We start from the raw sequence: 22,248 nt of genomic DNA, 5'->3' as shown, positions 1-22,248 counted from the left end.
GGCATACAGTTGCCGCCTGTTCAAGTTAACAGGAAACGAGGGGAATTCCGGAAGTTAACGCACAAAAGAGAACACTAAGCCGCCGGGCATCATACCGGGAAAACACAATAAAACCACCCGCAGGTGGTTTACTGTTGTTCAATGCGGTTGAGCGTTGCGGTATAGCCCGTTTTCGCTACCGCGTTAAGTAAAGTATCGGTTGGGAAACCTTCTGGCACAATCGCTTCTGCTTGTCGGGTTTTTAGGGAGGACTTTGCTTTAATCACGCCTTCGGTTTCACGTAGCGCCTGATTGACCGAAATAACGCATAGCGAGCAGGTCATATTTTGTATATCCAGCACCACTTTTTGATTGGCCGCCTGAGCCCACAGCGGCAGCAACAAGCATGCAACTAACGAGAAGATTTTCATTCAAATACCTCATAAAACCAGGCAACGAGCGTTGGATAAAATAGCACCGGCAAAATCAACGCCAGCGCGCACCAGTAGAGAACGCGCGCTTGTTTCAGAGTTAGCCACCCTGAGCACCACAGCCGCCTGGAGAAATAGAGCCGCCAGAAGACATGCAGTAATAATCCCAGGGATAGCAGCACCAGAGGCGTTCGCAAAAACTCAAACTGGGTGAAAACAGCAAAGCTCGCCGCCGAAATACCAAACAGCAGGTAGAGCAGCGGTCCAACGCAGCATAAGCCCGCGGTGACGGCAGCTATCGCGGCCGTCAACAGGGTGAGTCCCGCCCCTTTAGCGTTGTTCTGTGGCGACATAACTGTAGGAGAACGCTTTAGGATCGTAGAAATTGATCGGGTCGCCATCAACTTCAGCATAAGGATAACCAAAGTTGTTCACCGCGCCCTGCTCCGTTGCCGGATACAGCTCGAAATCACGCCCGTAGTTGAATCCAACCCAGTTCATTTCCCAGTTACCAAACAGGTAAGTGTTTACCGCCTGGACATCGGCGTCCTGATGCGATTTTTTCTCTGCCAGACGCATTTTGGTCACATCAGCAGGATCGCAAGGTAACCAACCGTAACCGGCCAGATAGAACTCGGCACGACAATGTTGCCCACCGCTCACATCAGCAACGCCTGCGCTGTCTGCTTTGCCAAATGCACTTTTCGAGTAACGTTCGAGCTTATTGGCTTTGCCCAGACGGATACCAAACAGTTCACGCGCCGGAATGCCGCTGGCACGCGCCAGAGCCACAAAAACGGAGCTCATGTCGGTGCATTTTCCTTTGAGCTTACCGCTTTTTAAGATCTCCGCTACATCCCCCGTGCCGCAGCCGATAACGTCGTTATCGCGCTCCATATGGCTACTCACCCACTCGTAAATCAGGCGTGCTTTTTTCAGCGGATCCTGCTCATTACCGGTGATTTTACGTGCGTTTTCCAGAACCAGCCCATCAACTGGGGTATGTGCCGTCGGCAAAAGGTACGGTTTTACATCCAGCGGATAAATAATCTGCTCCGGCGCTTGCCAGGTTTTCAACGCGTCCTGCTTCAGCGGTTCCCAGTCGGCGGTTTCAATGTCGATATCAACGTTAATCAACAGTTCGCCCTGCGAGTCAGGCCAGGTGGCAAACAGCGTTTTCGCGCCATAAGTATTATTAGTGGTGACATACGCTTGCTTATAGTTTCCGCTAAAGGCAAGCGCCGTCATTTGTTGAAACGCGGTATCTACAGGAAGCGGGATCCACAGTTTTACTACACCGCTCGAGCCCTTAGGAGGGTTAAGTTTATAGGTCTGGGATAACACAAAGCGCCGACGCGCGACTGGTGCAACGGATGGCTCAGCGGCGCGAACCGTCTGACTAATAACCGCAGGACCGACTAAACCGACGGCCGAAAGGAGAACGCTATTTTTGAGAAATTGTCGACGTTGCATTGCTGTCTGTCCATGTTGTAAGAGTTGAACTACGGCTAAGCAGGTAAAAACCGTATACGATCATCACAGCAGACAGACGCTGACATAAAAAGGTGAGCCGATGGAGGTTATTCATCAATAACAGACCTGTTAACTGTGAATGAAATAAGATACTACAAGGTCGCTATTAAGTCATTTACAGGCAAAAAAGTACAGCAGTGAGCGGATATCAATCTGCCAGCCCCCTTCTTATGAAACAAACTCAGCGTAAATCCTGTCTATATTTAACTGCAGCCATAGCGGAAACAACCCTACCCCTAAATCCCGTTTCTTATCTTTGGAGGACATAAAAATGGCAATGAGAATACTGTCTATCGATGGTGGCGGGATCAGAGGCATCCTGCCGGGTATGCTACTTGTGGCACTGGAGAAGAAATTGCAGGATATATCACAAAATCCTGCCGCCAGAATTGCGGATTACTTCGATCTCGTTGCCGGTACCAGTACCGGGGCCATTCTGTGTTCTGCTTACGTTTGCCCTGATGCGAAAGGAAAGCCCAAGTTCTCCGCTCAGGAAGCCGTCAATTTCTACCTTCAGGATGGGGATGAAATTTTTGATGTCGGCGTCTGGAAAACAATCAGTTCACTGGGTGGTGCTAGCGATGAAAAATATTCTGCAAAGGAGCTGGAGAGGGTATTAAAAACAGCATTTGGTGAAACAAAAATCAGTGAATTATTAAGACCAACCTGCTTTGTTTCTTATGACGTGAGCAGTCGTCTTCCTGTCATTTTCAAACAACACTCCGCCCTCGCCAAGAATCGGGACTTCCTGGTCAGGGATGCTTTACGGGGTACCTCAGCAGCTCCCACCTATTTCGAGGCAGCGCGTATTTATTCATTACCCCCGGTACCCGAAAAATTTGTCCTGGTTGATGGCGGTGTGGTGGCAAACGACCCGGCACTCTGCGCCTATTCCGAAGCGATTAAATTCAGTAATGTCGCTGGCATTAAGGATATGATTATTGTCTCACTGGGCACCGGCAAGAAATTGCAGGGGTATTCTTATTCCGAAGTTAAGGACTGGGGCCCCTTTGGCTGGGCAAAACCGGCTATTGATATCGCGCTAGAGGGGGGGCCACAGATGACCGCGTATTATCTGCAACAAATTGCCTCAACGGTAAAAAACTCTAAATACTACAGAATTCAGCCTGAACTATACGGCGCCGATCCAACGCTGGATAACGCATCGCGTGAAAACTTAGAACTTCTGCGCAAGGCAGGCCTACAAAATGCCGCCGTGTATGATAAGAAATTGACTGAGATCGCTAAGTTATTAATCAGTAGTGGAGGCAATTTTAAATATCAGGACGCTAATTAATCCTCAACGCTGACTGAACTCAAAATATATGTACATTCGTTGCCAGTTTGCGGGCTAATCCTCTGGCCCCTTCGCGCATGACCGTATCGTGATTCCAGCGAAAAACGGGTGCCGCCAGCGGGGCCAGGTAATTCATCCAACGAATCGTGGTGCGAACATTCCAGTCATATCTGACGATGGTCTCAGCGCCACTGGCAGAAAAATACCACACACCTCGCCCTTCTACCGCCCCACTGGCTTGTCCCTCAAGCAGCGAGCAAGGCAGAATATTTAACACGTTGATGTCAAAGGTTAAGCGATAGGGAAGCGCTCCTTTCCAGGTATAACGATGCAGCGCCCCAATGCCCTGTACATCACCTTTTTTAATCTCAACAATGCGTTCCAGACTTTCCCACCATTCAGGCCACTGATCGGGATGAGAAAAAACATCCCATACCTCCTGAATAGAAGCCTCAACCCGCCAGACGGTGGAAAGCTGATAGTCAGCCATAATACAGCCTCCTTCAGGGTGAGAAGAAATTGGCGGGAAAACGGATGTTAATGACCATAGCATCCAGAAGCACGGTTTCTAATCGCTGCCCATCTGGCGCATAGCTGATCACTTTGGCAGGAAGTCCGTGATAATTATCCAGCCAGACGTCATAGCGGTGAACACCATCAACCACCATTGTTCCAGGCCCAACCACAGATACGTGCGTCGTCGCCCGTCCTGCAAGGTTTTCCTTGCCAACAGTGATCATTGTCCCTTCGCGTTGCAGATGACGAATATTGCCCAACAACACGCCGATATCAGAGCGATCCACTCGATGACCACGCTCATCCTGGATCAATGAATTAGTAGGCGACAGTTGCAAAATGGGCAAAAAAACCACACCAAATGGCCATAACGTCACTTTACCGCTGACAGGATTAAAGATAAGCACCGCTCCTGAATGCGGTTGGGTAAAATCCATCCGCACATACCCAGGCTTTTGAAAGCTATAGCGAATAATTTTGCTTTCATCGGATGGCGACGAAGAGCGCATCATGACCTGATAAGACGTCAGGTTTTTAAATGACTGTTGAGAAAATGCGATGGGATCCATGGCCCTGGCATTCTGCGAAAAGATATTCCCTTTTTCCACCGAATATGCTGCACAACTAAAGGTGAGCAATGCTGCGAACATGACTATCGGAGAAGATGAAATGTTCATAGCTGCCCCCTGAACCAGCGCGATTGGCAAACAGGAGTTATCACCTGCCGACTGTTTTTATTATAGTTCTTAACTGCGCGGCACTACTCTTCCGGCCCTCAGACTCAGTATGGACAGCAGGTTTAAATTATTGGTTTTCTTTTCAGTTGAGATGACAACATAAAGCTATACTTTAATAGCCATACTTTTAATAGGTATTAATCATGAAACTGCCATCGGTATTTTCATGCACCGTTCTTATATTACTGCTGCTGTCGTCATCTTCTGCCACATCCAGCGCGTTACAAAACCAGGCCGTCAGAGAGCAAGAGTTAAGCGCGGCACTTCGAGCCGGTAATGGCGTGATCATCATTGGCGGGACGGATGATTTCGTTTTCACGTTCAGGGCACGAAACCGAATCCACAGACACCTGGCGATACAGGATGACTTTGGCGATCCCATCCTGATGAATGGTTTCCAGGACCACAACTATAATCCCGCCCGCGATGGTTTTATCAACAACCCTGCCCGAGGGGGCTTTATGTTTAACGCGCCGATTCGGCGATAGATTGATGTGCAATAGTGAGTTCTATGCTTGTAAAAAACAGGTACAAAAAAACCACCCGTAGGTGGTTTCACGACACTGCTTATTGCTTTGATTATTCTGTTCTTTCCCATGGTACCCGGAGTGGGACTTGAACCCACACAGCGCGAACGCCGAGGGATTTTAAAAACTATTAGAGAGTCTTATAAAACATAAGCTTATGATAAATAAGACTCTCTTTGCTGGTAATCGCTGATAATCACAGGTAATGGTTTGATTTTTGCTGCCACTATTTAGAGGGCCAAATTAAGCTGATTCCTCCCATAGTGCGAAGCAGGGAAAGCATCGGATGGGATGAAATCAGCCGGTAACTTTTCGCGGGGTGCACGTTTGGTCACCAGTTTCTCAACGCTGTTGAGCGTAGTAAACGTAATACTGCATTCGAAATTCTGGCACTGGTGATAATGCCGAACTGTCATTTCACTAAGAGGGCGACTGGTGCGCGTACGGGCGACGGCACCACAAACAGGACACTTAAACATAATGGCCTCCCATGGCGGGAGTTGAACTCGCTCATATTATGGCCGCTATGATTCGGTTTCTGCAATCCATTCAGGTATTTTTGCTTCCAACTCCAGCCGCGTTTTAAACCCACTATCGTCAATAGTGTGGCTTGCCTTCGCAATTATCCAGTCCTGGCCGTCAATGACGTCTTTGAACTCCATTACCGTTCCGTGCATCTCCGGATACAGATCCGCGCGCCCGTAAGCCAGGGTTAAAGAGAACTCAGCAGCTCCGCGCTGGAGTTGTTGCCATTTTGCAGCTGCTGCACGCTGTGCGGCCAGCTCACTGCTGTACGTCGTACGGAGTACAAAAACGTTACCATCTTCACCGGAAATATAGTCCCCTTCCCGGCTGCTGCTACGCGGCTTTTTGTCTGCGGTTTTCTTCCGTTTTTTAACAGTAACCTTTTTCTTTTTCCCGAAATCCATATCGAGCCAGTACGCCTGCACGCCAGTGTATGCGTCGCGATCTGCAATCCGGAAAGAATGGCGATCTCCACTGCTGCGCGTGATGGAAAATTCCGGCAACCCTCTGCCGTTTGCGCTGACACCGCCACCAGGCAGGATGAAGAGAAGGTAACCATTTTTCACAGTTGCAATAGCGCCCAGCATTTCCGCCATGCGCGTCAGAAACGACATATCGCTTTCCTGCGTCTGATCTGCATGATCAATCTCGGCGGACATCAGTTGCTCTGAGATGAGAGGTTTTAACTTGTATCTGTGAGCTATAGCAGAGACGATGCGCTCTACTGTAACGTCATGCCACGACACCTCCCGCTTAACGTTAAATTCATCGCGGAAATCTGCACTTCTGGCCGTGATCTCGATACGGTCCGGCGGCCCTGAGTGCGCAATTTCATCCACGATGAAAATCCCTTTGTGTACCAGTTTTTCTCCCTGCCAGCCTATCGCTACCGATAACTCAGCTCCACGTGGCGGCAATTCAATATCTCCCTGGCTGTCATCAACAGTGATAGTCAGTTCATCAGCATTAAAGCCCCTGTTATCTGTTAATTCTAACGAGATCAGTTTCTCATCCAGCATGATCAGCGCCCTGCCGCCAAGCATGACGTTAAATGCTGGCACACGTGACAAGTCGCCAGGATAATTTTTGAATTTCTCAGCACCCGCATTCAGCAGGCTTTTTGCGCTCTCTATTGCGTCAGTTGTCAGTGCCATCGCTTTCTCCTCCCGCAAATATTTCCATGCGCGCGCGATAGGACAAACAGCCTTTTGTTGTCGCCTTTCTGCGACATCCATCGCAACGTGTCTGCCGCCCGGAATTCAGCGAATATCACCATGAACTCACTAAACATGATGGCGGTAGAGTATGACCGACAACTTTTTCCACGGGGCGCGCACCAAAGAAAACACCGACCTCCAGACCGCGATCAATGACATTGATTCAACGGTCATTGGTCTGGTTGCGGTGGCCGATGATGCCGATCCCCTCACCTTTCCACTTGATACGCCAGTCCTGATCACTCGCGTGATTAGCGTGCTGGGTAAGGCTGGCAAAACAGGCTCACTGTATAAATCTCTCAAGGCTATTTCCGACCAGATCAGCACGCGTGTAATTGTTGTTCGTGTCGCTGAGGCCAAGGAGGGAGAAAACGCAAAAACACAATCTCAGCTCATCATCGGTGGCACACAGGCCGACGGAAGCTATACCGGAATGTTTGCCCTGCTGACCGCAGAGCAGAAAACCGGTTATCGTCCTCGCATCCTCGGTATTCCGATGTATGACACGCAGGAAGTAACCGCACAGCTGCGCGTAATTGCGAAGCAGTTGCGTGCATTCGCTTACAGCTACTGTGATGGCTGCGAGACCATTGCCGAAGCGAAAACCTACCGCGAGCAGTTCGCTGAACGTGAAGGGATGATGATTTGGCCTAACTTCATCGCCTACAACCCGCTGACCGGCGTTAACGAAGAATTCCCGGCAGTTGCCTATGCGCTTGGTCTGCGGGCCCTGATTGATAATGAGCAAGGATGGCACAAGTCACTTTCTAACGTTGCTGTGAAAAACGTCCTTGGTATCTCTAAAGATGTGTTCTGGGCGTTGCAGGCGGAGGACTCCGACGCTAACGAGCTGAACGCCAACGAGATCACCACGTTGATCAAACGCGACGGCTTCCGGTTCTGGGGGAACCGTACCACCGACACCGAAGAATATATTTTCGAGGTATTCACCCGAACCGCCCAAATTCTGGCGGACAGCATTGCGGAAGCGCAATTCACTACCGTGGATAAACCACTAACCCCGGCAAACGTCAAAGACGTGGTAAGCGGGATCAATGCCAAGCTTCAGGCGCTGGTCACCGCTGGCAAACTGATTGGTGCAGCATGCTGGTTTGATATTGTCGATAACCCGACCACAGGTATTCGCCAGGGTAAAGCTGTTGTTCGCTACAACTACAGCCCCGTACCACCGCTGGAAAATTTAACGCTGATCCAGACGTTTACCGATCAGTATTACGAACCGGCCTTTGCATCGCTGGGAGGTGAGTAAATGGCTATTCCGAAGAAACTCCGCCTGTTCACGATGTTTGTCGATGGTGACAACTACATCGGGAAAATCCCCAGCGTCACGCTCCCCAAAATTACCCGTAAAACGGAAGATTACCAGGGTGGCGGAATGCTTGGCTCCGCTGCTGTTGACCTCGGTCTTGATTCAGGTGCACTGGATGCATCAATGGTTGTTGGCGGCATGGTCGAAGAGCTGATCCTGAAATGGGGCGGGGATATTGACGAACTACGCACGCGCTTTGTCGGTGAGATCTACAGCGGCGGTACAAGCTCCCTGCTTGAGGTCGAGATGCGCGGGCGTATTACCGAAGTTGACCAGGGCGAAGCCAAGCAGGGTGATGACACCAACCATACTTACGCGCTCAAAAATACATATTACAAGCTCTCCGTGGATGACAAGCCTTTGCTGGAAATCGACCTGCTGAACTTCATCTACAAGCGCAACGGCAAGAGCCTCTACCCGGACCGCATTGCGTCCGCCCTGGGTCTCGGCCAGTAATCTTTTTTTAACCACTGCCAATGGCGGCCAGCATGGCCGCCCGGAGAAAATATAATGTCAGTAACTCTCAGCCAACCCATTAAACGCGGCGACCAGGAAATAAACTCCGTCGCAATCACCGACACAATCAAGCAGGCTGGCTCACTGCGCGGGCTGCGTCTGGTTGATGTTCTCAACTTCGACTATGACTCGGTATCAACTCTGCTGACACGCGTCACCGCGCCTCAGTTGACAACCACTGATATTTCCTCAATGGCGACCGGCGACTTTACGGCGCTGTGCGAAGAAATTACGCCTTTTTTGACGAAAGCGGCGCCGTCCGTACCGGGCGAGGCGGTAGCGGCGAGCAAATAAGAGAGGCAGTATTCAGCGATGTAGACGACCTGATCGCCGACATCGCTGTGATATTTCACTGGCCGCCCTCCGAAATGCACAGCATGGAGTTGCGCGAGCTGATGGCCTGGCGCGAACGGGCGGCCATCAGAAGCGGTAACCATGATAAGGAGGATGACGACGATGGATCTTAGTATTCGCGTTGCGTTCAGTGCAATTGACAAACTCACCCGCCCGGTCAGTGCCGCCAGTAAAGCTATTGGCGGCCTTTCTGACTCCCTTAAAAAAACACAGTCTTCCATCAAAGACCTGGAAAAAAGCGCAACATCATTTGATAAGTTACGCTCGCAAGCCAATGACACTGCGCAGAAGCTGAAAAGCACCCAGCGAGCCTTTGACGGCCTCAACCAGAAACAACGCGAAGGTGGTCAGCTTACTGAAGCCCAGACGGCGCGACTTGAGTCACTTCGTACCAAACTTTCCCGGCTGACTGAAACTTACGGCAGGCAAACGACGCAGCTGCGCACAGCCGCGCAGGCAGTGCGCCAGCATGGCGTTAACCTCACCACCGGGAGCGGCGCTATCCAAAGTGCCATCAGGCGTACGGAGCAATACAACCAGACACTTGAGCGCGAACGTCGCCAGCTGGCTGCTACCCAAAAAGCACAGGCAGGGTATGATCGAGCTAAAGAGACTGCTGGCAAGCTTCGCGGGGCAGGCATGGGAATGATGCTAGGCACTGCTGCTGCGGGCTACGCTGGCGGATCATTCCTGGCACCTGCGATTGGTTTCGATGAAGAAATGTCACGCGTTCAGGCATTAACCCGACTCAACAAAGACTCCTCCCAGCTGGCAGACCTGCGTGCGCAGGCCAAAAAACTCGGTGCCGAAACCGCATTTACTTCGCGCGATGCAGCCAGCGGGCAGGCGTTTCTTGCAATGGCTGGCTTTACTCCAGAGGCCATTCAGGCTGCATTGCCTGGCGTTCTGAATATGGCGCTGGCCGGTGGCATGGATCTTGGTGAAAGTGCTGACATCAGCTCCAACATTCTCTCGCAGTTCCGTCTCGATCCAAAGGAAATGGATCGGGTCAGTGATGTTTTGACCGCGGCATTTACCCGTACTAACACCGATTTAATGAACATCGGTGAGGCGATGAAGTATGCCGGAACAGGGATGGCCGGTCTTGGCGTTGATGTTGAACGCACAACCGCCATGATCGGTGTAATGGCGAACGTTGGCCTGCGCGGCAGTATTGCAGGTACGGGGCTGCAAACCACCTTCTCGCGTCTGGCCGCACCAACAGGTAAAGCTCAGGCAGCCCTGAAAGAATTGGGCGTTTCTGTTGCCGATGCCACCGGAAAAATGCGACCGGCCGAAGTGGTCTTGTCTGATATTTATAAATCTATCAAAAAATACGGTGACACAGACCAGCTGTCATTCTTCAAAGACATTGCAGGTGAGGAAGCGGCAAAGTCATTTCAGGCACTGGTTAGATCGGCTGGTAGCGGTGAGCTGCAAAAACTCCTGGCCGATTTGCGCGGCTCTCAGGGTGAAGCGCAGAAGGCAGCGAAAGTCATGGCTGACAACCTCAGTGGTGATCTGAAAAACCTGGACAGCGCATGGGAAGGGTTTCGCATTCAAGTCGAGGAAACAACCGACGGCCCTCTGCGCTCCCTCACTCAGGGGCTCAGTGATTTGATTACGGCCGCCAGCGCCTGGGTTAAAGAAAACCCCCGCCTGACACAGACATTTATCCTGGTTGGTGGCGCAATCATGGTATTTGTCGGCGCTCTTGGTATCGCTAGCTTAACAGCGAGTTTCATTCTCGGCCCACTGGCGAAGCTCCGGCTGGCTTTAAGCATGATTGGTATATCATCGATCACAGCGACCAGCAGCGTATCCACACTTGGCGTTGCGTTCTCAGGTTTACGGGTAATTCTCGCCTCGTTACTCGGCGTCCCTGGCCTTATTGTTGCGGCATTTGTTGCCGCTGGCCTGCTCATATTGCGATTTTGGGAGCCTATCAAGGCGTTTTTCTCCGGGCTATTTACTGGTATCAGTCTGGGTCTGTCACCACTGATTCAGTCATTTTCGTTTTTAATCCCCTTGTTTGATGCAATTAGCGTCGGCGTATCAAAACTGTGGAGCTGGTTTAGCCAGTTATTTACCCCTATAGACTTTTCTCGTGATGCGCTGGACAAATGCGCAAGTGCCGGGAAAACATTTGGTGAGGTGCTCGGTGCCGCATTAAATTTACTCTTCACTCCCCTTCGACTACTGACCGAAGGGGTCAGCCTTTTGCTGGAAAAGCTTGGTTTAATTCCATCCGGAATTGACGCTGCGAGAGCCAAAGTCAACGATTTCGCGCCCAAAAAACCAGTCTCATGGGAGTGGGACCCACAGCAAAAGAAAATGGTCCAGAAGGAATGGAACTGGTCCCCCAAAAAAGCAGAGTCGCCAGTTACTACTGGCGCACCACCTGCGGCCTCGCCACTGTCAGGAAATACCGGTACGCAACGACGTCTGCAAAGCATCGCAGACAATACAAAAGCAACCGCTGACAACACCAAGAAAGTCGGGCCGGGTGACATTATTTTCAAAAACCTGCCGCGTGCTCTGGCTTTGCGTGGCGCATATCAGGAAGCGCGCGTTACACCGCAATCAGTACCGCGAGTGGCAACGCCCGCAGCTGGCGGCATTATTTCAGCGACAGCAGCCACACAGGCCCCGGTATCAGCTCCCGTTACCGCTCCGACCGGCGGCGCCCCAATTTTTAACATTACCTTTAACGATGTTGGTAAGCGCACGGATCAGGAGCTGGAAAGAATGATGCGCAATGTTGTGCGTGATGCAATGGCCAGCACCGGCAGAATTAACCGTGGTTCTTTCCGCGACAGAGATTAGGTGACGATTATGATGATGGTTTTTGGAATGTTCGTTTTTATGCTGCGCACCACCCCTTACCAGCAACTCCAGCACTCGCAGGAGTGGAGGCACGTAAAAAACGAGCGGGTTAACCAGTCAGCTGGCTGGCAGTACATTGGCGCTGGTGATGACAATATAACGCTGTCAGGCGTCCTTTACCCGGAAATCACCGGTGGAAATCTCTCGCTGTCAGCCCTTGAAACTATCGGCTACGCAGGGCGCCCATGGCCCCTTATTGAGGGTACGGGGCGTATTTATGGTATGTTCGTTTTAACACGTCTGGAGCGGGGTAAGTCCGAGTTCGACCGATTTGGGAATCCAAAAAAAATCGAATTTACCCTCAGCCTGAGCCGTGTCAATGCGGATTACAGGGAGAAGCTGCAAAGCTCGACCGTCAGCGATGCCCTGGCCGGGTTAAAGACGAGTGCAAATAATGCGATAAACCAGGTGAAAGACTCGCTCAACGGTCTGTTTTAGTGATGCCTTAAGCCCCTTCATGTTCCCTTCTTGCTGAAGGGAACTTTTTATAAAGCGTCGACAATCCGACATCAAAAATAATAGCCACCCGCTGTCGTTTCTCCCCTGCGGCTATCAGTCTTCCCGCCTGCTCCCATTGCTGCTTTGTCAGTTTTGGTCGCCTCCCGCCTATCCTTCCTTCTGCGCGAGCTGCAACCAAACCGGCCCGGGTGCGCTCAACGATTAACTCCCTCTCCATTTCTGCCAGCGCCCCCATGACGTGAAAGAAAAAGCGCCCCATAGGTGTTGATGTATCAATGCTGTCTGTCAAGCTGCGGAAGTTAACACCGCGATTGCGTAGCTCTTCGATCATGGTCACCAGGTGGCGCATGCTCGCCCGAGACGATCAAGCTTCCAGACAACCAGCGTATCTCCCTCCGATAAGGTCCGTAATAAACGCTTAAGCCCCGGCCTCTCGGCTTTTGTTCCGCTTATTTTGTCTTCAAATATTTGTTCACATCCTGCGCTTTCCAGTGCATTTCTTTGCAGCGCGGTGTTCTGGTCATTTGTTGACACCCTTACATAGCCGATCAGCATAAAAATCCCCTTTATTTAGATGCCATAGTCCCCCGCATTGTATCGAGCATCGTCATTTCTGGCTGTACTGCAGGTTAGGTACCGCACCGTCAGAAGTAACCATGCATTACGGAAAACGTTCAATTGGGAGAAGCGGCAAAAAGGGGGGTGGGAAATGTCGGAAATCTGCTCCCTGATATGAGCTTCTTTAGCAGGTCTATTGAAAGTAACGGATATTTTCTGTTGCCAAGTGGTGTGGTCGTACAGTGGGGGCGGGTTACAATCAGCGGTTCAACGACTGCACACATTACGTATCCTATCCCCTTCCCAACTAACCGGCTTGCCCTTACTGCATCCCCAGTTGGTAGCGGCTTTACTGTCAATCCCGCTACACCTGTTTTTACGAATGGTGACAGATTCGGATGCGATGTCAGCTCATGGGGAACAAGTAACTACACCGCTATGTGGATTGCGATTGGAGGTTAAGAGAATTATGTACGCATATGCAAATAATAGTTTTTATCCGTTTTCAATGCGGGAAGCTTATGAAGTTGCGGGATCGTGGCCGGCTACTTTTATTGAAGTGGACGACTCTGTATTTGCTGAATTTTCAGCAAATACACCTGACGGGAAAATTCGGGGAACTGGCAATGATGGGATGCCTGCATGGGTGGATATACCGCCCCCAACGCAGGAAGAGATTGTTGCTGAGGTTGAATTAAAAAAAGCTAATTTACGCGTATTGGCAGACTCAGAGATTAACTGGCGTCAGGACGCTGTTGATGCAGGAAACGCGACGGAAGAAGAAACCGCCGCTTTGTCTGAATGGAAAAAATACCGGGTCTTACTGATGCGCGTTGATACAGCAAAACCCGTATGGCCTACGCCTCCGGGGGAACAGGCCAGTTAATATCTGGTGCGCTGGAAGTATCTACCGCTTCCAGTGCATCCAGATAGTCCAGCCACAGATTGTATTGTGTCAGTTCGTCACCTTTTAGCCGCCCGATTGCAGCTTTACCGGGCCACTGTTTGCTGTTAATTAAATCGTTTGCAGCACGTATGCGGCCCTCTTTTTCGAGGTCTGCTTCCTGGATTAACTGTTCTTTGGTTTTCTCAGGTTCGGGAGGGGCTGTAAATTTATTTCCGTCATAGCTCCATCCAATATCAACCGCAACGCCAGAGATATTCACTACCGTAAAATCGGCGAACATATCACCAGTGCCATCCCATGCAACGACGTTAACGACAATATTATTTTTAATCAGCGCGTATCTGTTCATTAGCCGTACACCCATAAAATTGCCAGACCATTAGCCCCCGTTCCACCAGGCATAGATACCCCGGTAGAGCCTGTACCGTAGATAGAGACAGCGCCACTTCCACCCGCGCCATTGCCTCTGGCATTATTTCCTCCTGAAGCATTTATTCCGGCACTTATGGCGATTGCCACACCGCCTGTCCCAAATTCTGAGTCAGCACCTTTCCCGCCAAGTGCATTTTTATCCGAGAACAAAAATCCTGAACTACCACCATGTCCGGTATGCTGCGCTATCAATTCCACCCCATTAGAAATAGTGTTATCAGCATTAGGGGAAGCCGTGGGACCACTGGTTGGCAGAACATTAAAGGCCGCTCCCCTGATTCCACCACGCCCACCAGTTGCTGCAATACCAGTGCCTACAATCGTTGAACCTCCGGTAGCTCCGTCAGCTCCGGTCGCAGGTGTTGCCACGCCACCTGTACCACCCGCACCGATAGTTACATCGATTTCCTGCCCTTCATAACCATTGAATTTTGCCACCACACGGCTACCTGAATTCCCACCCTGTGCCGCTGACGCATATCCGGGTTGTACAGTGGTGGAATTGCTGCCACCACCACCACCTGCACCAATTAAATCTGCCACTACAAACTTAGTGCCCGGGGGTAATCCGATTTTCCGCGATGCTTCAATCCGGTACACAGCAATGAGTCTTCCTGTTCCATCTCCCAAACCAAGGTTTTGGAGAAACTTCGCCACATCCGGAATATCAGCGCCGTTTTGGCTTTTCTGCATCGCACCGGTGATACGTGCATCATCACCCGACGCAACGGTATTGGCAGTTGTGCCAGTATTTTTCGTCGAGCTGTCACCCAGTTGCAGATTCTGGCGGGCCAGTGCCGGATTAGGTAAATCGGCGAGATTGCGATCTTTAGCTAACCGCGCATTCGCGTTATCCATCGCAATTTTTACGGCTTTCGGGGTTGCCGATTGTGTCTCACGATCATCTGTCACGCTGCTGTTAAGCTGCGTAAAACCTTTTGCAGAAGTGGTTGCATCGGGATGATTGCGCGACTGTTCGTGAGTACGCATGAGTTCATCAGCGTAACTTTTCACCTCAATAATTTTATTATCAACATACTGGCGTGTTGCCAGCACGACAGCCGGATCAATCTTCAACGTAACGGCTTCGGTGCTGCTGACAATCAGGATCACGCGAATAACCTGAACGCGCCCGCTCCCCTCCTGCAACTGAGGCTTATAGGTTTCAGCGCAATTGGCAATCGCCACCATATCGCCATCTTTATCGAAAAGGCCGATCTCACGAATCCACCACCCGCCGACGTCTTCCGGTATGACCTGTTCTGCAATGATCTGGCTGGCGTTCGCCGGTTCCACCGTCAGCATATTCAAAGGGGCGCGGCGTAACTCATGCACGAGGGCAGTCTGTGCCGGATTCGGTGTAGGCAGTACACCATTGCCATCACCAACGGCCAGCTGGGTAATCTCAACTTTCGTACCCAACGCCGTGGCTTTTGCCAGTTTTGCCGCCCCGATATTTGTCAACAGGGCAAGATATTTAGTCGCCACTTGCGATCTCCACGGTATCAATTAAATGGATTGCTGCGCCGGTATAGTCATTGCCACCCACAGCGATAGTTTCAGGAAAATAGGGATATACCGTCAGCGTATCGCCCACGTAACACCCCGCCCCTATCTCGATATAACCCTGAGACTGAAGCGAAAGCGAAAGGCCGGTGAGGTGACGGCTTCGGGGTTTTGCATCGTCGATCAGGCGCTCAAGCTCCCGATAAGTTTCCTCGGTGATCCCCTCATCCTGAATGCCGATTTCAAGCCGGAAAGTGCCTGGCTCCTCGCCGTTCTGCCACCACTCAATCACCCTCAGCAAATAGCCAAAAGGTTCAACAACGCGCCTCAGCGCCGAAATCGTGCCTTTGTGGCGATGGACAAGCCAGGAGGCTTTGATTACCTGCCTCTTGGTCTGCTCAGACCAGCGCTTATCCCAGCGATCAACAGACAGCGCCCAGGCCAGATAGGGTAAAAACTCCACGGGGCATTCATCCGGATTCCAGAGCTTTCGAAGGTCGACAGGAATACCGCTGATCCGCGCCGCCGGTTTCTCCGCATTCCGCATGAAAGTGCTGGCTGAAGGCGGCAGGAGGCTGTTATTCATCCGTTCCCCCTGCGCTGATGGTGTGCGAAATACATCGTGCCGCCTGGGTATCATCGATCACGATATCTTCCTGAGGATTCAGCAAGACTACGCGCTGCACCCCCTGCACATGCAGAGCGGCCATAATGGCCGAACGCGCAACATCGCGACCGATTTTCCCCTGCGCTCCCAGCCATGTCCGCAGCGCATCATCTGCCGCACTCAGGATCGGCTCAGATTCCGGCCCCGGATAGAGATAAAGCAGAGCGTCAATTTCATAATTCACAATCTCCGCTGACTGGACGGTTAGCCGGTCAGCGACAGGCCGCTTATCATCCGCTGAGAGCGTGTCGTTTACCGTTGCGATCAGCTCGTCGCTCGCCGTGCCATCCCCTTCGGTAGACAGAATGGACACGACGACAACAGCGGGTGAAGGACTGGTTGCCTTGGCATCTGCAACTTTACCGCTGGCACTCTTCGCAAAATATTCGTATGCCCCGGTAGGGCCTGCAACGCTCAACCCTTCAAAAGCGGATTGCGCACGCAGGCGCAGTGCGGTATCGCTTTCCATCTCAGCATCGGTTGTTTCGGTAGCCGGGATGCGAACCAGGCGCTCGGTGTTCAGGTTACCCGCAAGGTTATCAAGATCGGTGGAGACGGAATGGCTCAACATACAGGCCGCAGCGCCCTCATTGATTCGCTGGCGCAGCATTAATTCCCGGTAGGCAATCACCTGCGCCAGTATCGTCAGGGGTTCAGACTCAAGTTTTAACGCAGCGGCTACAGAGGCCTGTTGTTCATCAGGGAAAGCCGCGATCATGACGGCTTTGACGTCCGACAGGATCACTTCAAAATCCAGCACCTCAATAATTTGCGGCGGCGGTAGCTGCGCCAAATCAACTGTTGCCATTGCTGCTTTTCCTGAGTGTTAAGGTTGTCGTCTGCTGTTCCATAGATTCCGTCAGAGCCCCTGACAATCCCGCCTCCACTGCTCCGGATTGCGAATAACGCACATCCACGATGCTCAGCGTGATCCGCGGTTCCCATGTCGCCAGCGCAATAACCACCGCGCTCATCAGCTGCATGCGTGTAACGTCGTTTTGCGGACCATCAATCAGATCAGGGACAAGAGAGCCGTAGTCACGGCGCATGACCCGCGAGCCAATCGGGGTGTTAAGAATGTCACTGGCTGACTGCCACACGTGGGCGGCATCCGTCAGCGTCCCTGTGCCATCAGGATTCATCCCGGTATAGCGCACCGTCATCGCGTGCCCTCCGTCCAGCTTCCGCCACGCTGCACAGCACCATGCCCATGATCATCAACCTGGACACCGTTTGAGATGAACGCACCGCCATTGTGCGTAAAGTCCCCCTGCATTTTGCCGCCTTCCGTAACGGTGAAATTTTTGGTTTTCAGCATCTCGGTACACTCGACCAGCGGCGTTTTCAGCAAGACCTTAACCGACGCCTCAATCGTTGCTGATTTAACACCGCTGACCTGCAAAGCCCCTGCTTCTGCGTCATAGCGAAACTTCGCTCCATCCGGCGCGGTCACGATCATTTCTTTTGCCGATATACCTGGCGCCGGATTGTCGTTGCTGTAAAGACTTCCCCCAATGATCGCGGCGGTAGTGTTACCCCCAAGGCACAGGAACCATACCTGCTCGCCAACAGACGGCGGCACCCAGAAGCTGAAAGCGCCTGCACGCTGTGCATTCCAGCGCAGCCAGGTGGAATCCAGTTCTCCGCTTTTTACCCTTACCCGCCACTTTTCCTCGTCTATCTCCGTCACCGTACCGGTGCGAACGATGTTTTCCAGCAGGCGAATGACTTCAGCCAGCTCCATCAGCTCACCCCCAGAGAATCAATGACCTGCCGGGCAATAGCCATGCGGTCCGCCTTGCTCAGGCCGAGCAACTCACGGCGCGGGTAGCTTGCCATCGCGCCACTGTCGTTTACCCGGTCCCGCAGTCCGTACTGGTGAACGCGGGCAATGCGGGCAGCTGCACCAGAAAAACCAACTACAGCCCCTTCAGAAGTCGCCCTTGCTTTCAGAAAACGGGTTGTGCGCAGTCGGCGAAACATAGGATCGCTTTTCGTGGTATCACGGCGCGTCTCGCTGAAACTGATATCAAGATAACGCTCAATATCAGAGCGATAGAACGAGCGAACGGCACCCTTCCCCTCATCAAAGCCTGTCAGCATGCGTCCCCGGCTTCCACGGGTTGCCCGCCAGTTCCGCAGACGACGCTCCTCACCTTGCCAGACAAACCCGATCCCAGCCTGGGAGCGTAAGACGCGGCGATGACGCTTCTGGTATTTCGTGCCATCCGGAGCCGTCTGCTTCCCGATGCGCTGGCTCTGGCTACGGCGTAATGTAGTCGCTATTCCGCGCGCAGTACGCAACCGGCTCGCTGGCGCCATTGCGGACAGGATGTCTGCAAAAACCTGATCGAGTTGATGAAACAGCGCTGCATCATCGGTCATGCCAGCTCCCCTCCGCCAAATACCACTTCCCACTCTCCGCCATTAATGCGTGGGCGGTCTTCGCTCAGGTGTTTCGCGACGGGCTTCCCGTCAACGGTTTCCACCATGACGCGCTCCCAGACCGGCACCTTGAACATAAGATCGGCCAGGTCGTCGCTGATAATGTCAGCGTCAAACTCTACCTTGCGGTTATTGTCAGGATTCAGCAGTAAATCCGGCTGATATTGCCAGGCCCAGGCCATGATCGGCAGCATCAGGTCATCAACCGCCCCGGGGAATTCCACGGCGAGAATATTGATAGTGTAGAGGTACATGAAAGACGGTTCGCCGGTCGCCTCAATCCCGATATTGCCTTTTTCCACCCAGACGGTGATTTGCTCCGGGTTGGCCTTACACCATGTGTTACCGGCTATCAGGGCTTCACGCATCAATTCTGCTTTTTTCACTTTATCCCCCTGGCGATTCGCCGCAGTTCCAGCTCTCTGATGCCTGCCTTATCGGCGTTGCATGTGTCCAGCGCATCCAGCAGCGCATCAGACCACGGAGCGAGACTCCCGTATGTCATTGGTTTTGGCGGCGCTGGCGTTTCAGTTTTTGCCGTCAGGCTTTCCGGTAAAGGTTCCTGAATAATCACCGGCGCTGACTTCGGCTGCTCGCTGGTACAGGCTGTCAGCCACACGGTCAGGCACAGGCACAGCGGCGCATTTATCACCGGCCAGCTCAGTTTTGATATTTTCACGGCGCTTTTCCCCTGTATCGCTACGCTTCTGAGCCAGTGTTTTCAGGCCAGCGGCCACTTCGTTCACGTCGTTACGTAACGCCCTGATCTCGGCCAGCACATCACCGGTTTGCTTAAGCTTCTGGTTGGCTTCTCCAAGGGCCGTCTCTGCGGCCTCTCGTTTACTGCTCTCCAGCGTCAGCCTGACGCCTGCGATGACCAGCAGAAGGGAAATAAAAACGGAAAACACACCCAGCGCTTTCATTTCGCCCCCTTCAGCTCAGGCTCTGAGAGGCACCAGTCCCGAAACTCTTCCCGGCGCTTTACCAGCCCCGGCAGACGTTGTCCGCCGGAGTTAACAAAGTCTGTGAGTCGCTCGCAAACGCCCTGCCAGTTACCATCCTGCGCATTGCGCCAGATTGTTGTTCTGACCTTCTGGCCCTTTTTGTTGGTGTACCAGCCAAGACCACCACAACCGACGTTAAATGCGCCATCAGTCAGCGCTTCAAAAACCCGTTGTGGCGCAGCTGCGCCATTAAACTCGCGGTTTACGCATTTCTCAGCACGAAACAGGTCATTCACCCATCGCTCGGCGATCTCGCGCTCGGCGTATTCGCGGTTCTGCACGTTGCTGGTCGACCCCATGCCTACGGTCAGCACACCTGCCGGGCAGTAATAGGGCGTCTTTCGGCAATCCTCATATTTAGCCATCTTCAGCTGCGCTTCAGGACTTGTGCGCAGCGTCTGCGGCCAGAGTGCCGCCGCGAGAGAGACAATCGCCGCAACAGAACAGGCAATAATTCCTCTTTTCATCGCGGTGACTCCCTGATAGTCCGGATTAACTCCTTCACATCCTGCCGGTTCTCGGTATCGTCCCGAATCGCATCGATCAATTCATTCAGCAGAACATTATTGGTTTCATGGATGCGCGACATCCGGCGTCGATGGAGTTCACCCAGCACGGCAACCACGATCCCGGTGAGCGCAGCAATGAAAGCCAGCCAGTCCTTCTGCGTCATCATGCCGACGCCCGTCAGCAGCATCGACCAGAGGTACACCGTCCAGTTCCAGAGGCGGTTTATCAGCTCCATAATTGAACAGTCTCCTTTGTCGCAGAGGTGTCGACGTCAGGCAGCTCAACTTCCTGCCCTGCATCAAGGAAGATCTGACCGGCCAGCGCATGATTCGCAGCCAGTACGATCTCGGTCACGCCCTGGGTGATGCCGTAGTGACGCTGACACAACAAATCCACTGTATCGCCCTGCAATGCCTTCACTTTCATCAGAACGCCTCCGCAGAGTTACGGACCACGCCCTGAATATCCGAGATAGCCCAGCGCGCATCACGCCAGTGATCATTCGCCTGGGTTGCGAGCGCGGCGGCGCGCTTCTCACCCGCGTCACCCGTCGTGTCAACATCGCGGAAAGTCTCGATCAGCAGGGCGCGAGCGATGCTGTAAACTGCGCGGCGCCAGCGATATACCTTTACGCTCTCGTCGTTAATCACCATGGCCGGTACGGCGGCCAAACTGGCATATCCGGCCCCAATCTGTTCAGCCTGCCATTGCTTCAGCTGGTCAGCTGTGTGGGCTACGGCTTCGATGACCACCTGCTTTAAACGCGAAGTGGTAACCGCACCGGTGATCCGCATCTCCTTACGGACGTTGCTCAGCACTATCTCGGGCCAGAACTCCCCGGCGGTGACTTTCTCTCCGCCGTCATCCACGTCCGGCACATCCTCCGCAGAGGGGGTAACTGTGCGAGGGGCCACAAGGCTCATCGTTTAGTCTCCAGAAAAGGTTGGCGGTGAGCGGACGGAGAAAAGCTAACGCGATGCGTTGCAGATCTCCGCCCGCGCCGCCAGCGCACGGGGCGCAAGTCGGTTATTTTTTATCGGCGGTGAGCTTTTTCGTTGTTGTTTTGCGGGCCGCCGTTTTACGTGTTGTGCTTACGGTGTTGTTTTTGGCGGCTGGCTTTTTGGCAGCTGGCACCGTCACTTCTGGCGTTGCTGCAGCCTGATTATTGCCCCCTTCGCCCCCGCTCTGGTCTGCGACCTCACTGCCTGATGCATTTTCCGCAGAGGCTTTTTTTACCTGCCTGGCAAGCTTATCGATCAGCTTTTTCACCCCGGCGCCGGAGTCGAGGTTCAGCGCGCGACGCAACAGCTCCAGCGCAGTCGCCTGTTCATCCGCAGTGCCGTTGCACAATGCAAAAGCGCGGGCTTTATACAGCTTGGCCCGGACGACGTCTGGCATGTCGCTGTTTTCAGTGATCTCCTGGACTTCATCGAGCACCGCCAGATATGGCTTAACATCAGTGCTGTCATCCGCCTTGACCTGCACCAGAATGGGATCGCAAATCTCATCGACCAGTGCTGTCGCTGCCGTGCGGTTAAACCTGTCTGGCATTGCCAGGTTGTGCGCGATGACATACCGCCCGATGCGCACGGCCAGCGGATAATCACGAATATCAATCGCCCAAATCATCAGTCGCGTGATCACTTCATCCTGTCGCCCGCTATCTCCCTCCAGCGTTCCTTCAATCCACCCCTCGTAATTGGGTAGCAGCTGGCGTTTAAGCGCGGCTTTTGCCTGTTCGCCCTGAATTTTCTTCAGCGCACTCATATCCATACGCATGCGGTGCAGAATTTGCTCGTGCGCAGTACGCGCCGTTTCAGACAGATCATCTGCCTTGCCATGGCGTTCAGCCATGACGCGTTGAAAATGTCGTTGTGCCGGTGTCAGCATTGTTTCTTCCCCGATGAACGGC

General features: G+C 52.6%; 32 protein-coding genes and 1 pseudogene. 10 read left to right on the top strand and 23 right to left on the bottom strand.

Annotated elements, in window-relative coordinates:
- Positions 1-128: 128 nt before the first annotated feature.
- Genes OGX67_RS26140 through OGX67_RS26130 form a run of 3 tightly spaced genes read right to left on the bottom strand, consistent with a single transcriptional unit; the run spans position 129 to position 1,883 of the window.
- Positions 129-410: a heavy-metal-associated domain-containing protein gene (locus OGX67_RS26140; RefSeq protein WP_257651094.1), complete on the bottom strand. Its 282-nt coding sequence runs from the start codon at positions 408-410 to the stop codon at positions 129-131.
- The gene (locus OGX67_RS26135) at positions 407-763 is read right to left on the bottom strand and encodes a mercuric transporter MerT family protein (protein ID WP_257651093.1); all 357 of its coding nucleotides are present in this window, start codon (positions 761-763) and stop codon (positions 407-409) included. The genes OGX67_RS26140 and OGX67_RS26135 overlap by 4 nt, the downstream gene beginning before the upstream one ends.
- On the bottom strand, positions 741-1,883 hold the full coding sequence (locus tag OGX67_RS26130) for a transglutaminase-like domain-containing protein (RefSeq protein WP_257651092.1): 1,143 nt from the start codon (positions 1,881-1,883) through the stop codon (positions 741-743). The genes OGX67_RS26135 and OGX67_RS26130 overlap by 23 nt, the downstream gene beginning before the upstream one ends.
- Before the next feature lie 331 nt (positions 1,884-2,214).
- Here OGX67_RS26130 and OGX67_RS26125 point away from each other — a divergent pair, with 331 nt between their 5' ends.
- Positions 2,215-3,240, top strand: coding sequence for a patatin-like phospholipase family protein (locus OGX67_RS26125; protein WP_003839115.1), 1,026 nt, complete (start codon positions 2,215-2,217; stop codon positions 3,238-3,240).
- Between the two features lie 19 nt (positions 3,241-3,259).
- Here the strand turns inward: OGX67_RS26125 and OGX67_RS26120 are convergent, their stop codons facing one another.
- Both OGX67_RS26120 and OGX67_RS26115 read right to left on the bottom strand, forming a co-directional pair.
- The gene (locus OGX67_RS26120; protein ID WP_257651091.1) at positions 3,260-3,730 is read right to left on the bottom strand and encodes an SRPBCC family protein; all 471 of its coding nucleotides are present in this window, start codon (positions 3,728-3,730) and stop codon (positions 3,260-3,262) included.
- Positions 3,731-3,743: 13 nt separating this feature from the next.
- Positions 3,744-4,433, bottom strand: a complete 690-nt coding sequence (locus OGX67_RS26115; RefSeq protein ID WP_257651090.1) for a LolA family protein — start codon at positions 4,431-4,433, stop codon at positions 3,744-3,746.
- 203 nt (positions 4,434-4,636) lie between these two features.
- Here OGX67_RS26115 and OGX67_RS26110 point away from each other — a divergent pair, with 203 nt between their 5' ends.
- On the top strand, positions 4,637-4,981 hold the full coding sequence (locus OGX67_RS26110; RefSeq protein ID WP_016150545.1) for a hypothetical protein: 345 nt from the start codon (positions 4,637-4,639) through the stop codon (positions 4,979-4,981).
- Positions 4,982-5,250: 269 nt separating this feature from the next.
- Here the strand turns inward: OGX67_RS26110 and OGX67_RS26105 are convergent, their stop codons facing one another.
- Positions 5,251-5,499: an Ogr/Delta-like zinc finger protein gene (locus OGX67_RS26105; protein ID WP_039268386.1), complete on the bottom strand. Its 249-nt coding sequence runs from the start codon at positions 5,497-5,499 to the stop codon at positions 5,251-5,253.
- A 45-nt stretch (positions 5,500-5,544) separates the two neighbouring features.
- On the bottom strand, positions 5,545-6,699 hold the full coding sequence (locus OGX67_RS26100; RefSeq protein WP_286527928.1) for a contractile injection system protein, VgrG/Pvc8 family: 1,155 nt from the start codon (positions 6,697-6,699) through the stop codon (positions 5,545-5,547).
- A 151-nt stretch (positions 6,700-6,850) separates the two neighbouring features.
- Here OGX67_RS26100 and OGX67_RS26095 point away from each other — a divergent pair, with 151 nt between their 5' ends.
- Genes OGX67_RS26095 through OGX67_RS26070 form a run of 6 tightly spaced genes read left to right on the top strand, consistent with a single transcriptional unit; the run spans position 6,851 to position 12,286 of the window.
- Complete coding sequence (locus tag OGX67_RS26095; protein WP_057063481.1) at positions 6,851-8,032, top strand: phage tail sheath subtilisin-like domain-containing protein; 1,182 nt, start codon at positions 6,851-6,853, stop codon at positions 8,030-8,032.
- Positions 8,033-8,548: a phage major tail tube protein gene (locus tag OGX67_RS26090; protein ID WP_151225628.1), complete on the top strand. Its 516-nt coding sequence runs from the start codon at positions 8,033-8,035 to the stop codon at positions 8,546-8,548.
- Between the two features lie 54 nt (positions 8,549-8,602).
- Complete coding sequence (locus tag OGX67_RS26085) at positions 8,603-8,902, top strand: hypothetical protein (RefSeq protein WP_057063483.1); 300 nt, start codon at positions 8,603-8,605, stop codon at positions 8,900-8,902.
- A complete protein-coding gene (locus OGX67_RS26080; RefSeq protein ID WP_071886877.1) occupies positions 8,899-9,075 on the top strand; it encodes a GpE family phage tail protein in 177 nt (58 codons plus the stop codon). Before OGX67_RS26085 ends, OGX67_RS26080 begins: the two co-directional genes overlap by 4 nt.
- Entirely contained in the window at positions 9,065-11,788 is a 2,724-nt protein-coding gene (locus OGX67_RS26075) for a phage tail tape measure protein (RefSeq protein WP_275211555.1), read from the top strand. The genes OGX67_RS26080 and OGX67_RS26075 overlap by 11 nt, the downstream gene beginning before the upstream one ends.
- A 9-nt stretch (positions 11,789-11,797) precedes the next feature.
- Positions 11,798-12,286, top strand: a complete 489-nt coding sequence (locus OGX67_RS26070; RefSeq protein ID WP_275211556.1) for a phage tail protein — start codon at positions 11,798-11,800, stop codon at positions 12,284-12,286.
- A gap of 7 nt (positions 12,287-12,293) precedes the next feature.
- Here the strand turns inward: OGX67_RS26070 and OGX67_RS26065 are convergent.
- A pseudogene (locus OGX67_RS26065) lies at positions 12,294-12,862 on the bottom strand (recombinase family protein).
- A gap of 177 nt (positions 12,863-13,039) precedes the next feature.
- On the opposite strand from OGX67_RS26065, the gene OGX67_RS27035 reads away from it, so the two are divergent.
- Together OGX67_RS27035 and OGX67_RS26060 are read left to right on the top strand one after the other, a co-directional pair.
- Positions 13,040-13,327, top strand: a complete 288-nt coding sequence (locus OGX67_RS27035) for a gp53-like domain-containing protein (protein ID WP_502873751.1) — start codon at positions 13,040-13,042, stop codon at positions 13,325-13,327.
- Positions 13,328-13,334: 7 nt separating this feature from the next.
- A complete protein-coding gene (locus tag OGX67_RS26060) occupies positions 13,335-13,751 on the top strand; it encodes a tail fiber assembly protein (RefSeq protein ID WP_286527914.1) in 417 nt (138 codons plus the stop codon).
- Here OGX67_RS26060 and OGX67_RS26055 read toward each other — a convergent pair.
- The 15 genes from OGX67_RS26055 to gpM form a co-directional block, all read right to left on the bottom strand.
- Positions 13,723-14,121 carry a tail fiber assembly protein gene (locus OGX67_RS26055; RefSeq protein ID WP_286527912.1) on the bottom strand — a complete coding sequence of 133 codons (399 nt, stop codon included), beginning with the start codon at positions 14,119-14,121 and terminating at the stop codon, positions 13,723-13,725. The two genes, OGX67_RS26060 and OGX67_RS26055, sit on opposite strands and share 29 nt — an antisense overlap.
- Positions 14,121-15,692: a phage tail protein gene (locus OGX67_RS26050; RefSeq protein WP_286527909.1), complete on the bottom strand. Its 1,572-nt coding sequence runs from the start codon at positions 15,690-15,692 to the stop codon at positions 14,121-14,123. Before OGX67_RS26050 ends, OGX67_RS26055 begins: the two co-directional genes overlap by 1 nt.
- Positions 15,682-16,296, bottom strand: a complete 615-nt coding sequence (locus tag OGX67_RS26045) for a phage tail protein I (protein ID WP_136397751.1) — start codon at positions 16,294-16,296, stop codon at positions 15,682-15,684. Before OGX67_RS26045 ends, OGX67_RS26050 begins: the two co-directional genes overlap by 11 nt.
- The gene (locus OGX67_RS26040) at positions 16,289-17,185 is read right to left on the bottom strand and encodes a baseplate assembly protein (protein ID WP_286527907.1); all 897 of its coding nucleotides are present in this window, start codon (positions 17,183-17,185) and stop codon (positions 16,289-16,291) included. Before OGX67_RS26040 ends, OGX67_RS26045 begins: the two co-directional genes overlap by 8 nt.
- A complete protein-coding gene (locus OGX67_RS26035; protein ID WP_010835080.1) occupies positions 17,172-17,540 on the bottom strand; it encodes a GPW/gp25 family protein in 369 nt (122 codons plus the stop codon). Before OGX67_RS26035 ends, OGX67_RS26040 begins: the two co-directional genes overlap by 14 nt.
- Positions 17,537-18,121, bottom strand: coding sequence for a phage baseplate assembly protein V (locus tag OGX67_RS26030; protein ID WP_286527905.1), 585 nt, complete (start codon positions 18,119-18,121; stop codon positions 17,537-17,539). Before OGX67_RS26030 ends, OGX67_RS26035 begins: the two co-directional genes overlap by 4 nt.
- Positions 18,121-18,762 carry a phage virion morphogenesis protein gene (locus OGX67_RS26025; protein WP_010835078.1) on the bottom strand — a complete coding sequence of 214 codons (642 nt, stop codon included), beginning with the start codon at positions 18,760-18,762 and terminating at the stop codon, positions 18,121-18,123. Before OGX67_RS26025 ends, OGX67_RS26030 begins: the two co-directional genes overlap by 1 nt.
- Positions 18,759-19,208 (bottom strand): phage tail protein, encoded by a 450-nt coding sequence (locus OGX67_RS26020; protein WP_148731453.1) that lies wholly within the window; start codon positions 19,206-19,208, stop codon positions 18,759-18,761. Before OGX67_RS26020 ends, OGX67_RS26025 begins: the two co-directional genes overlap by 4 nt.
- Complete coding sequence (lysC, locus tag OGX67_RS27030) at positions 19,205-19,396, bottom strand: Rz1-like lysis system protein LysC (RefSeq protein WP_000586620.1); 192 nt, start codon at positions 19,394-19,396, stop codon at positions 19,205-19,207. Before lysC ends, OGX67_RS26020 begins: the two co-directional genes overlap by 4 nt.
- Positions 19,350-19,745, bottom strand: coding sequence for a DUF2570 domain-containing protein (locus tag OGX67_RS26015; RefSeq protein WP_136397745.1), 396 nt, complete (start codon positions 19,743-19,745; stop codon positions 19,350-19,352). The genes lysC and OGX67_RS26015 overlap by 47 nt, the downstream gene beginning before the upstream one ends.
- Positions 19,742-20,293 carry a lysozyme gene (locus tag OGX67_RS26010; protein WP_136397744.1) on the bottom strand — a complete coding sequence of 184 codons (552 nt, stop codon included), beginning with the start codon at positions 20,291-20,293 and terminating at the stop codon, positions 19,742-19,744. Before OGX67_RS26010 ends, OGX67_RS26015 begins: the two co-directional genes overlap by 4 nt.
- Entirely contained in the window at positions 20,290-20,571 is a 282-nt protein-coding gene (locus OGX67_RS26005) for a hypothetical protein (RefSeq protein ID WP_000420349.1), read from the bottom strand. Before OGX67_RS26005 ends, OGX67_RS26010 begins: the two co-directional genes overlap by 4 nt.
- Positions 20,562-20,762: a tail protein X gene (locus tag OGX67_RS26000; RefSeq protein WP_000864915.1), complete on the bottom strand. Its 201-nt coding sequence runs from the start codon at positions 20,760-20,762 to the stop codon at positions 20,562-20,564. Before OGX67_RS26000 ends, OGX67_RS26005 begins: the two co-directional genes overlap by 10 nt.
- Positions 20,762-21,259: a head completion/stabilization protein gene (locus tag OGX67_RS25995; protein WP_148731450.1), complete on the bottom strand. Its 498-nt coding sequence runs from the start codon at positions 21,257-21,259 to the stop codon at positions 20,762-20,764. Before OGX67_RS25995 ends, OGX67_RS26000 begins: the two co-directional genes overlap by 1 nt.
- A gap of 103 nt (positions 21,260-21,362) precedes the next feature.
- A complete protein-coding gene (gene gpM, locus OGX67_RS25990) occupies positions 21,363-22,226 on the bottom strand; it encodes a phage terminase small subunit (protein ID WP_286527900.1) in 864 nt (287 codons plus the stop codon).
- Positions 22,227-22,248 lie beyond the last annotated feature (22 nt).

The organism is Citrobacter sp. Cf118, from assembly GCF_030334095.1.
GTDB classification, from domain to species: domain Bacteria; phylum Pseudomonadota; class Gammaproteobacteria; order Enterobacterales; family Enterobacteriaceae; genus Citrobacter; species Citrobacter freundii.
The sequence above is the reverse complement of the archived record's forward strand: the minus strand, read 5'-3'. Positions and strand labels throughout refer to the sequence as shown.

Excerpts from the sequence above, each read along its gene's own strand:
- OGX67_RS26140 (WP_257651094.1), bottom strand. The coding sequence starts at position 410 with ATGAAAATCTTCTCGTTAGTTGCATGCTTGTTGCTGCCGCTGTGGGCT.
- OGX67_RS26135 (WP_257651093.1), bottom strand. The coding sequence starts at position 763 with ATGTCGCCACAGAACAACGCTAAAGGGGCGGGACTCACCCTGTTGACG.
- OGX67_RS26130 (WP_257651092.1), bottom strand. The coding sequence starts at position 1,883 with ATGCAACGTCGACAATTTCTCAAAAATAGCGTTCTCCTTTCGGCCGTC.
- OGX67_RS26125 (WP_003839115.1), top strand. The coding sequence starts at position 2,215 with ATGGCAATGAGAATACTGTCTATCGATGGTGGCGGGATCAGAGGCATC.
- OGX67_RS26120 (WP_257651091.1), bottom strand. The coding sequence starts at position 3,730 with ATGGCTGACTATCAGCTTTCCACCGTCTGGCGGGTTGAGGCTTCTATT.
- OGX67_RS26115 (WP_257651090.1), bottom strand. The coding sequence starts at position 4,433 with ATGAACATTTCATCTTCTCCGATAGTCATGTTCGCAGCATTGCTCACC.
- OGX67_RS26110 (WP_016150545.1), top strand. The coding sequence starts at position 4,637 with ATGAAACTGCCATCGGTATTTTCATGCACCGTTCTTATATTACTGCTG.
- OGX67_RS26105 (WP_039268386.1), bottom strand. The coding sequence starts at position 5,499 with ATGTTTAAGTGTCCTGTTTGTGGTGCCGTCGCCCGTACGCGCACCAGT.
- OGX67_RS26100 (WP_286527928.1), bottom strand. The coding sequence starts at position 6,699 with ATGGCACTGACAACTGACGCAATAGAGAGCGCAAAAAGCCTGCTGAAT.
- OGX67_RS26095 (WP_057063481.1), top strand. The coding sequence starts at position 6,851 with ATGACCGACAACTTTTTCCACGGGGCGCGCACCAAAGAAAACACCGAC.
- OGX67_RS26090 (WP_151225628.1), top strand. The coding sequence starts at position 8,033 with ATGGCTATTCCGAAGAAACTCCGCCTGTTCACGATGTTTGTCGATGGT.
- OGX67_RS26085 (WP_057063483.1), top strand. The coding sequence starts at position 8,603 with ATGTCAGTAACTCTCAGCCAACCCATTAAACGCGGCGACCAGGAAATA.
- OGX67_RS26075 (WP_275211555.1), top strand. The coding sequence starts at position 9,065 with ATGGATCTTAGTATTCGCGTTGCGTTCAGTGCAATTGACAAACTCACC.
- OGX67_RS26070 (WP_275211556.1), top strand. The coding sequence starts at position 11,798 with ATGATGATGGTTTTTGGAATGTTCGTTTTTATGCTGCGCACCACCCCT.
- OGX67_RS27035 (WP_502873751.1), top strand. The coding sequence starts at position 13,040 with ATGAGCTTCTTTAGCAGGTCTATTGAAAGTAACGGATATTTTCTGTTG.
- OGX67_RS26060 (WP_286527914.1), top strand. The coding sequence starts at position 13,335 with ATGTACGCATATGCAAATAATAGTTTTTATCCGTTTTCAATGCGGGAA.
- OGX67_RS26055 (WP_286527912.1), bottom strand. The coding sequence starts at position 14,121 with ATGAACAGATACGCGCTGATTAAAAATAATATTGTCGTTAACGTCGTT.
- OGX67_RS26045 (WP_136397751.1), bottom strand. The coding sequence starts at position 16,296 with ATGAATAACAGCCTCCTGCCGCCTTCAGCCAGCACTTTCATGCGGAAT.
- OGX67_RS26040 (WP_286527907.1), bottom strand. The coding sequence starts at position 17,185 with ATGGCAACAGTTGATTTGGCGCAGCTACCGCCGCCGCAAATTATTGAG.
- OGX67_RS26035 (WP_010835080.1), bottom strand. The coding sequence starts at position 17,540 with ATGACGGTGCGCTATACCGGGATGAATCCTGATGGCACAGGGACGCTG.
- OGX67_RS26030 (WP_286527905.1), bottom strand. The coding sequence starts at position 18,121 with ATGGAGCTGGCTGAAGTCATTCGCCTGCTGGAAAACATCGTTCGCACC.
- OGX67_RS26025 (WP_010835078.1), bottom strand. The coding sequence starts at position 18,762 with ATGACCGATGATGCAGCGCTGTTTCATCAACTCGATCAGGTTTTTGCA.
- OGX67_RS26015 (WP_136397745.1), bottom strand. The coding sequence starts at position 19,745 with ATGAAAGCGCTGGGTGTGTTTTCCGTTTTTATTTCCCTTCTGCTGGTC.
- OGX67_RS26010 (WP_136397744.1), bottom strand. The coding sequence starts at position 20,293 with ATGAAAAGAGGAATTATTGCCTGTTCTGTTGCGGCGATTGTCTCTCTC.
- OGX67_RS26005 (WP_000420349.1), bottom strand. The coding sequence starts at position 20,571 with ATGGAGCTGATAAACCGCCTCTGGAACTGGACGGTGTACCTCTGGTCG.
- OGX67_RS26000 (WP_000864915.1), bottom strand. The coding sequence starts at position 20,762 with ATGAAAGTGAAGGCATTGCAGGGCGATACAGTGGATTTGTTGTGTCAG.
- OGX67_RS25995 (WP_148731450.1), bottom strand. The coding sequence starts at position 21,259 with ATGAGCCTTGTGGCCCCTCGCACAGTTACCCCCTCTGCGGAGGATGTG.
- gpM (WP_286527900.1), bottom strand. The coding sequence starts at position 22,226 with ATGCTGACACCGGCACAACGACATTTTCAACGCGTCATGGCTGAACGC.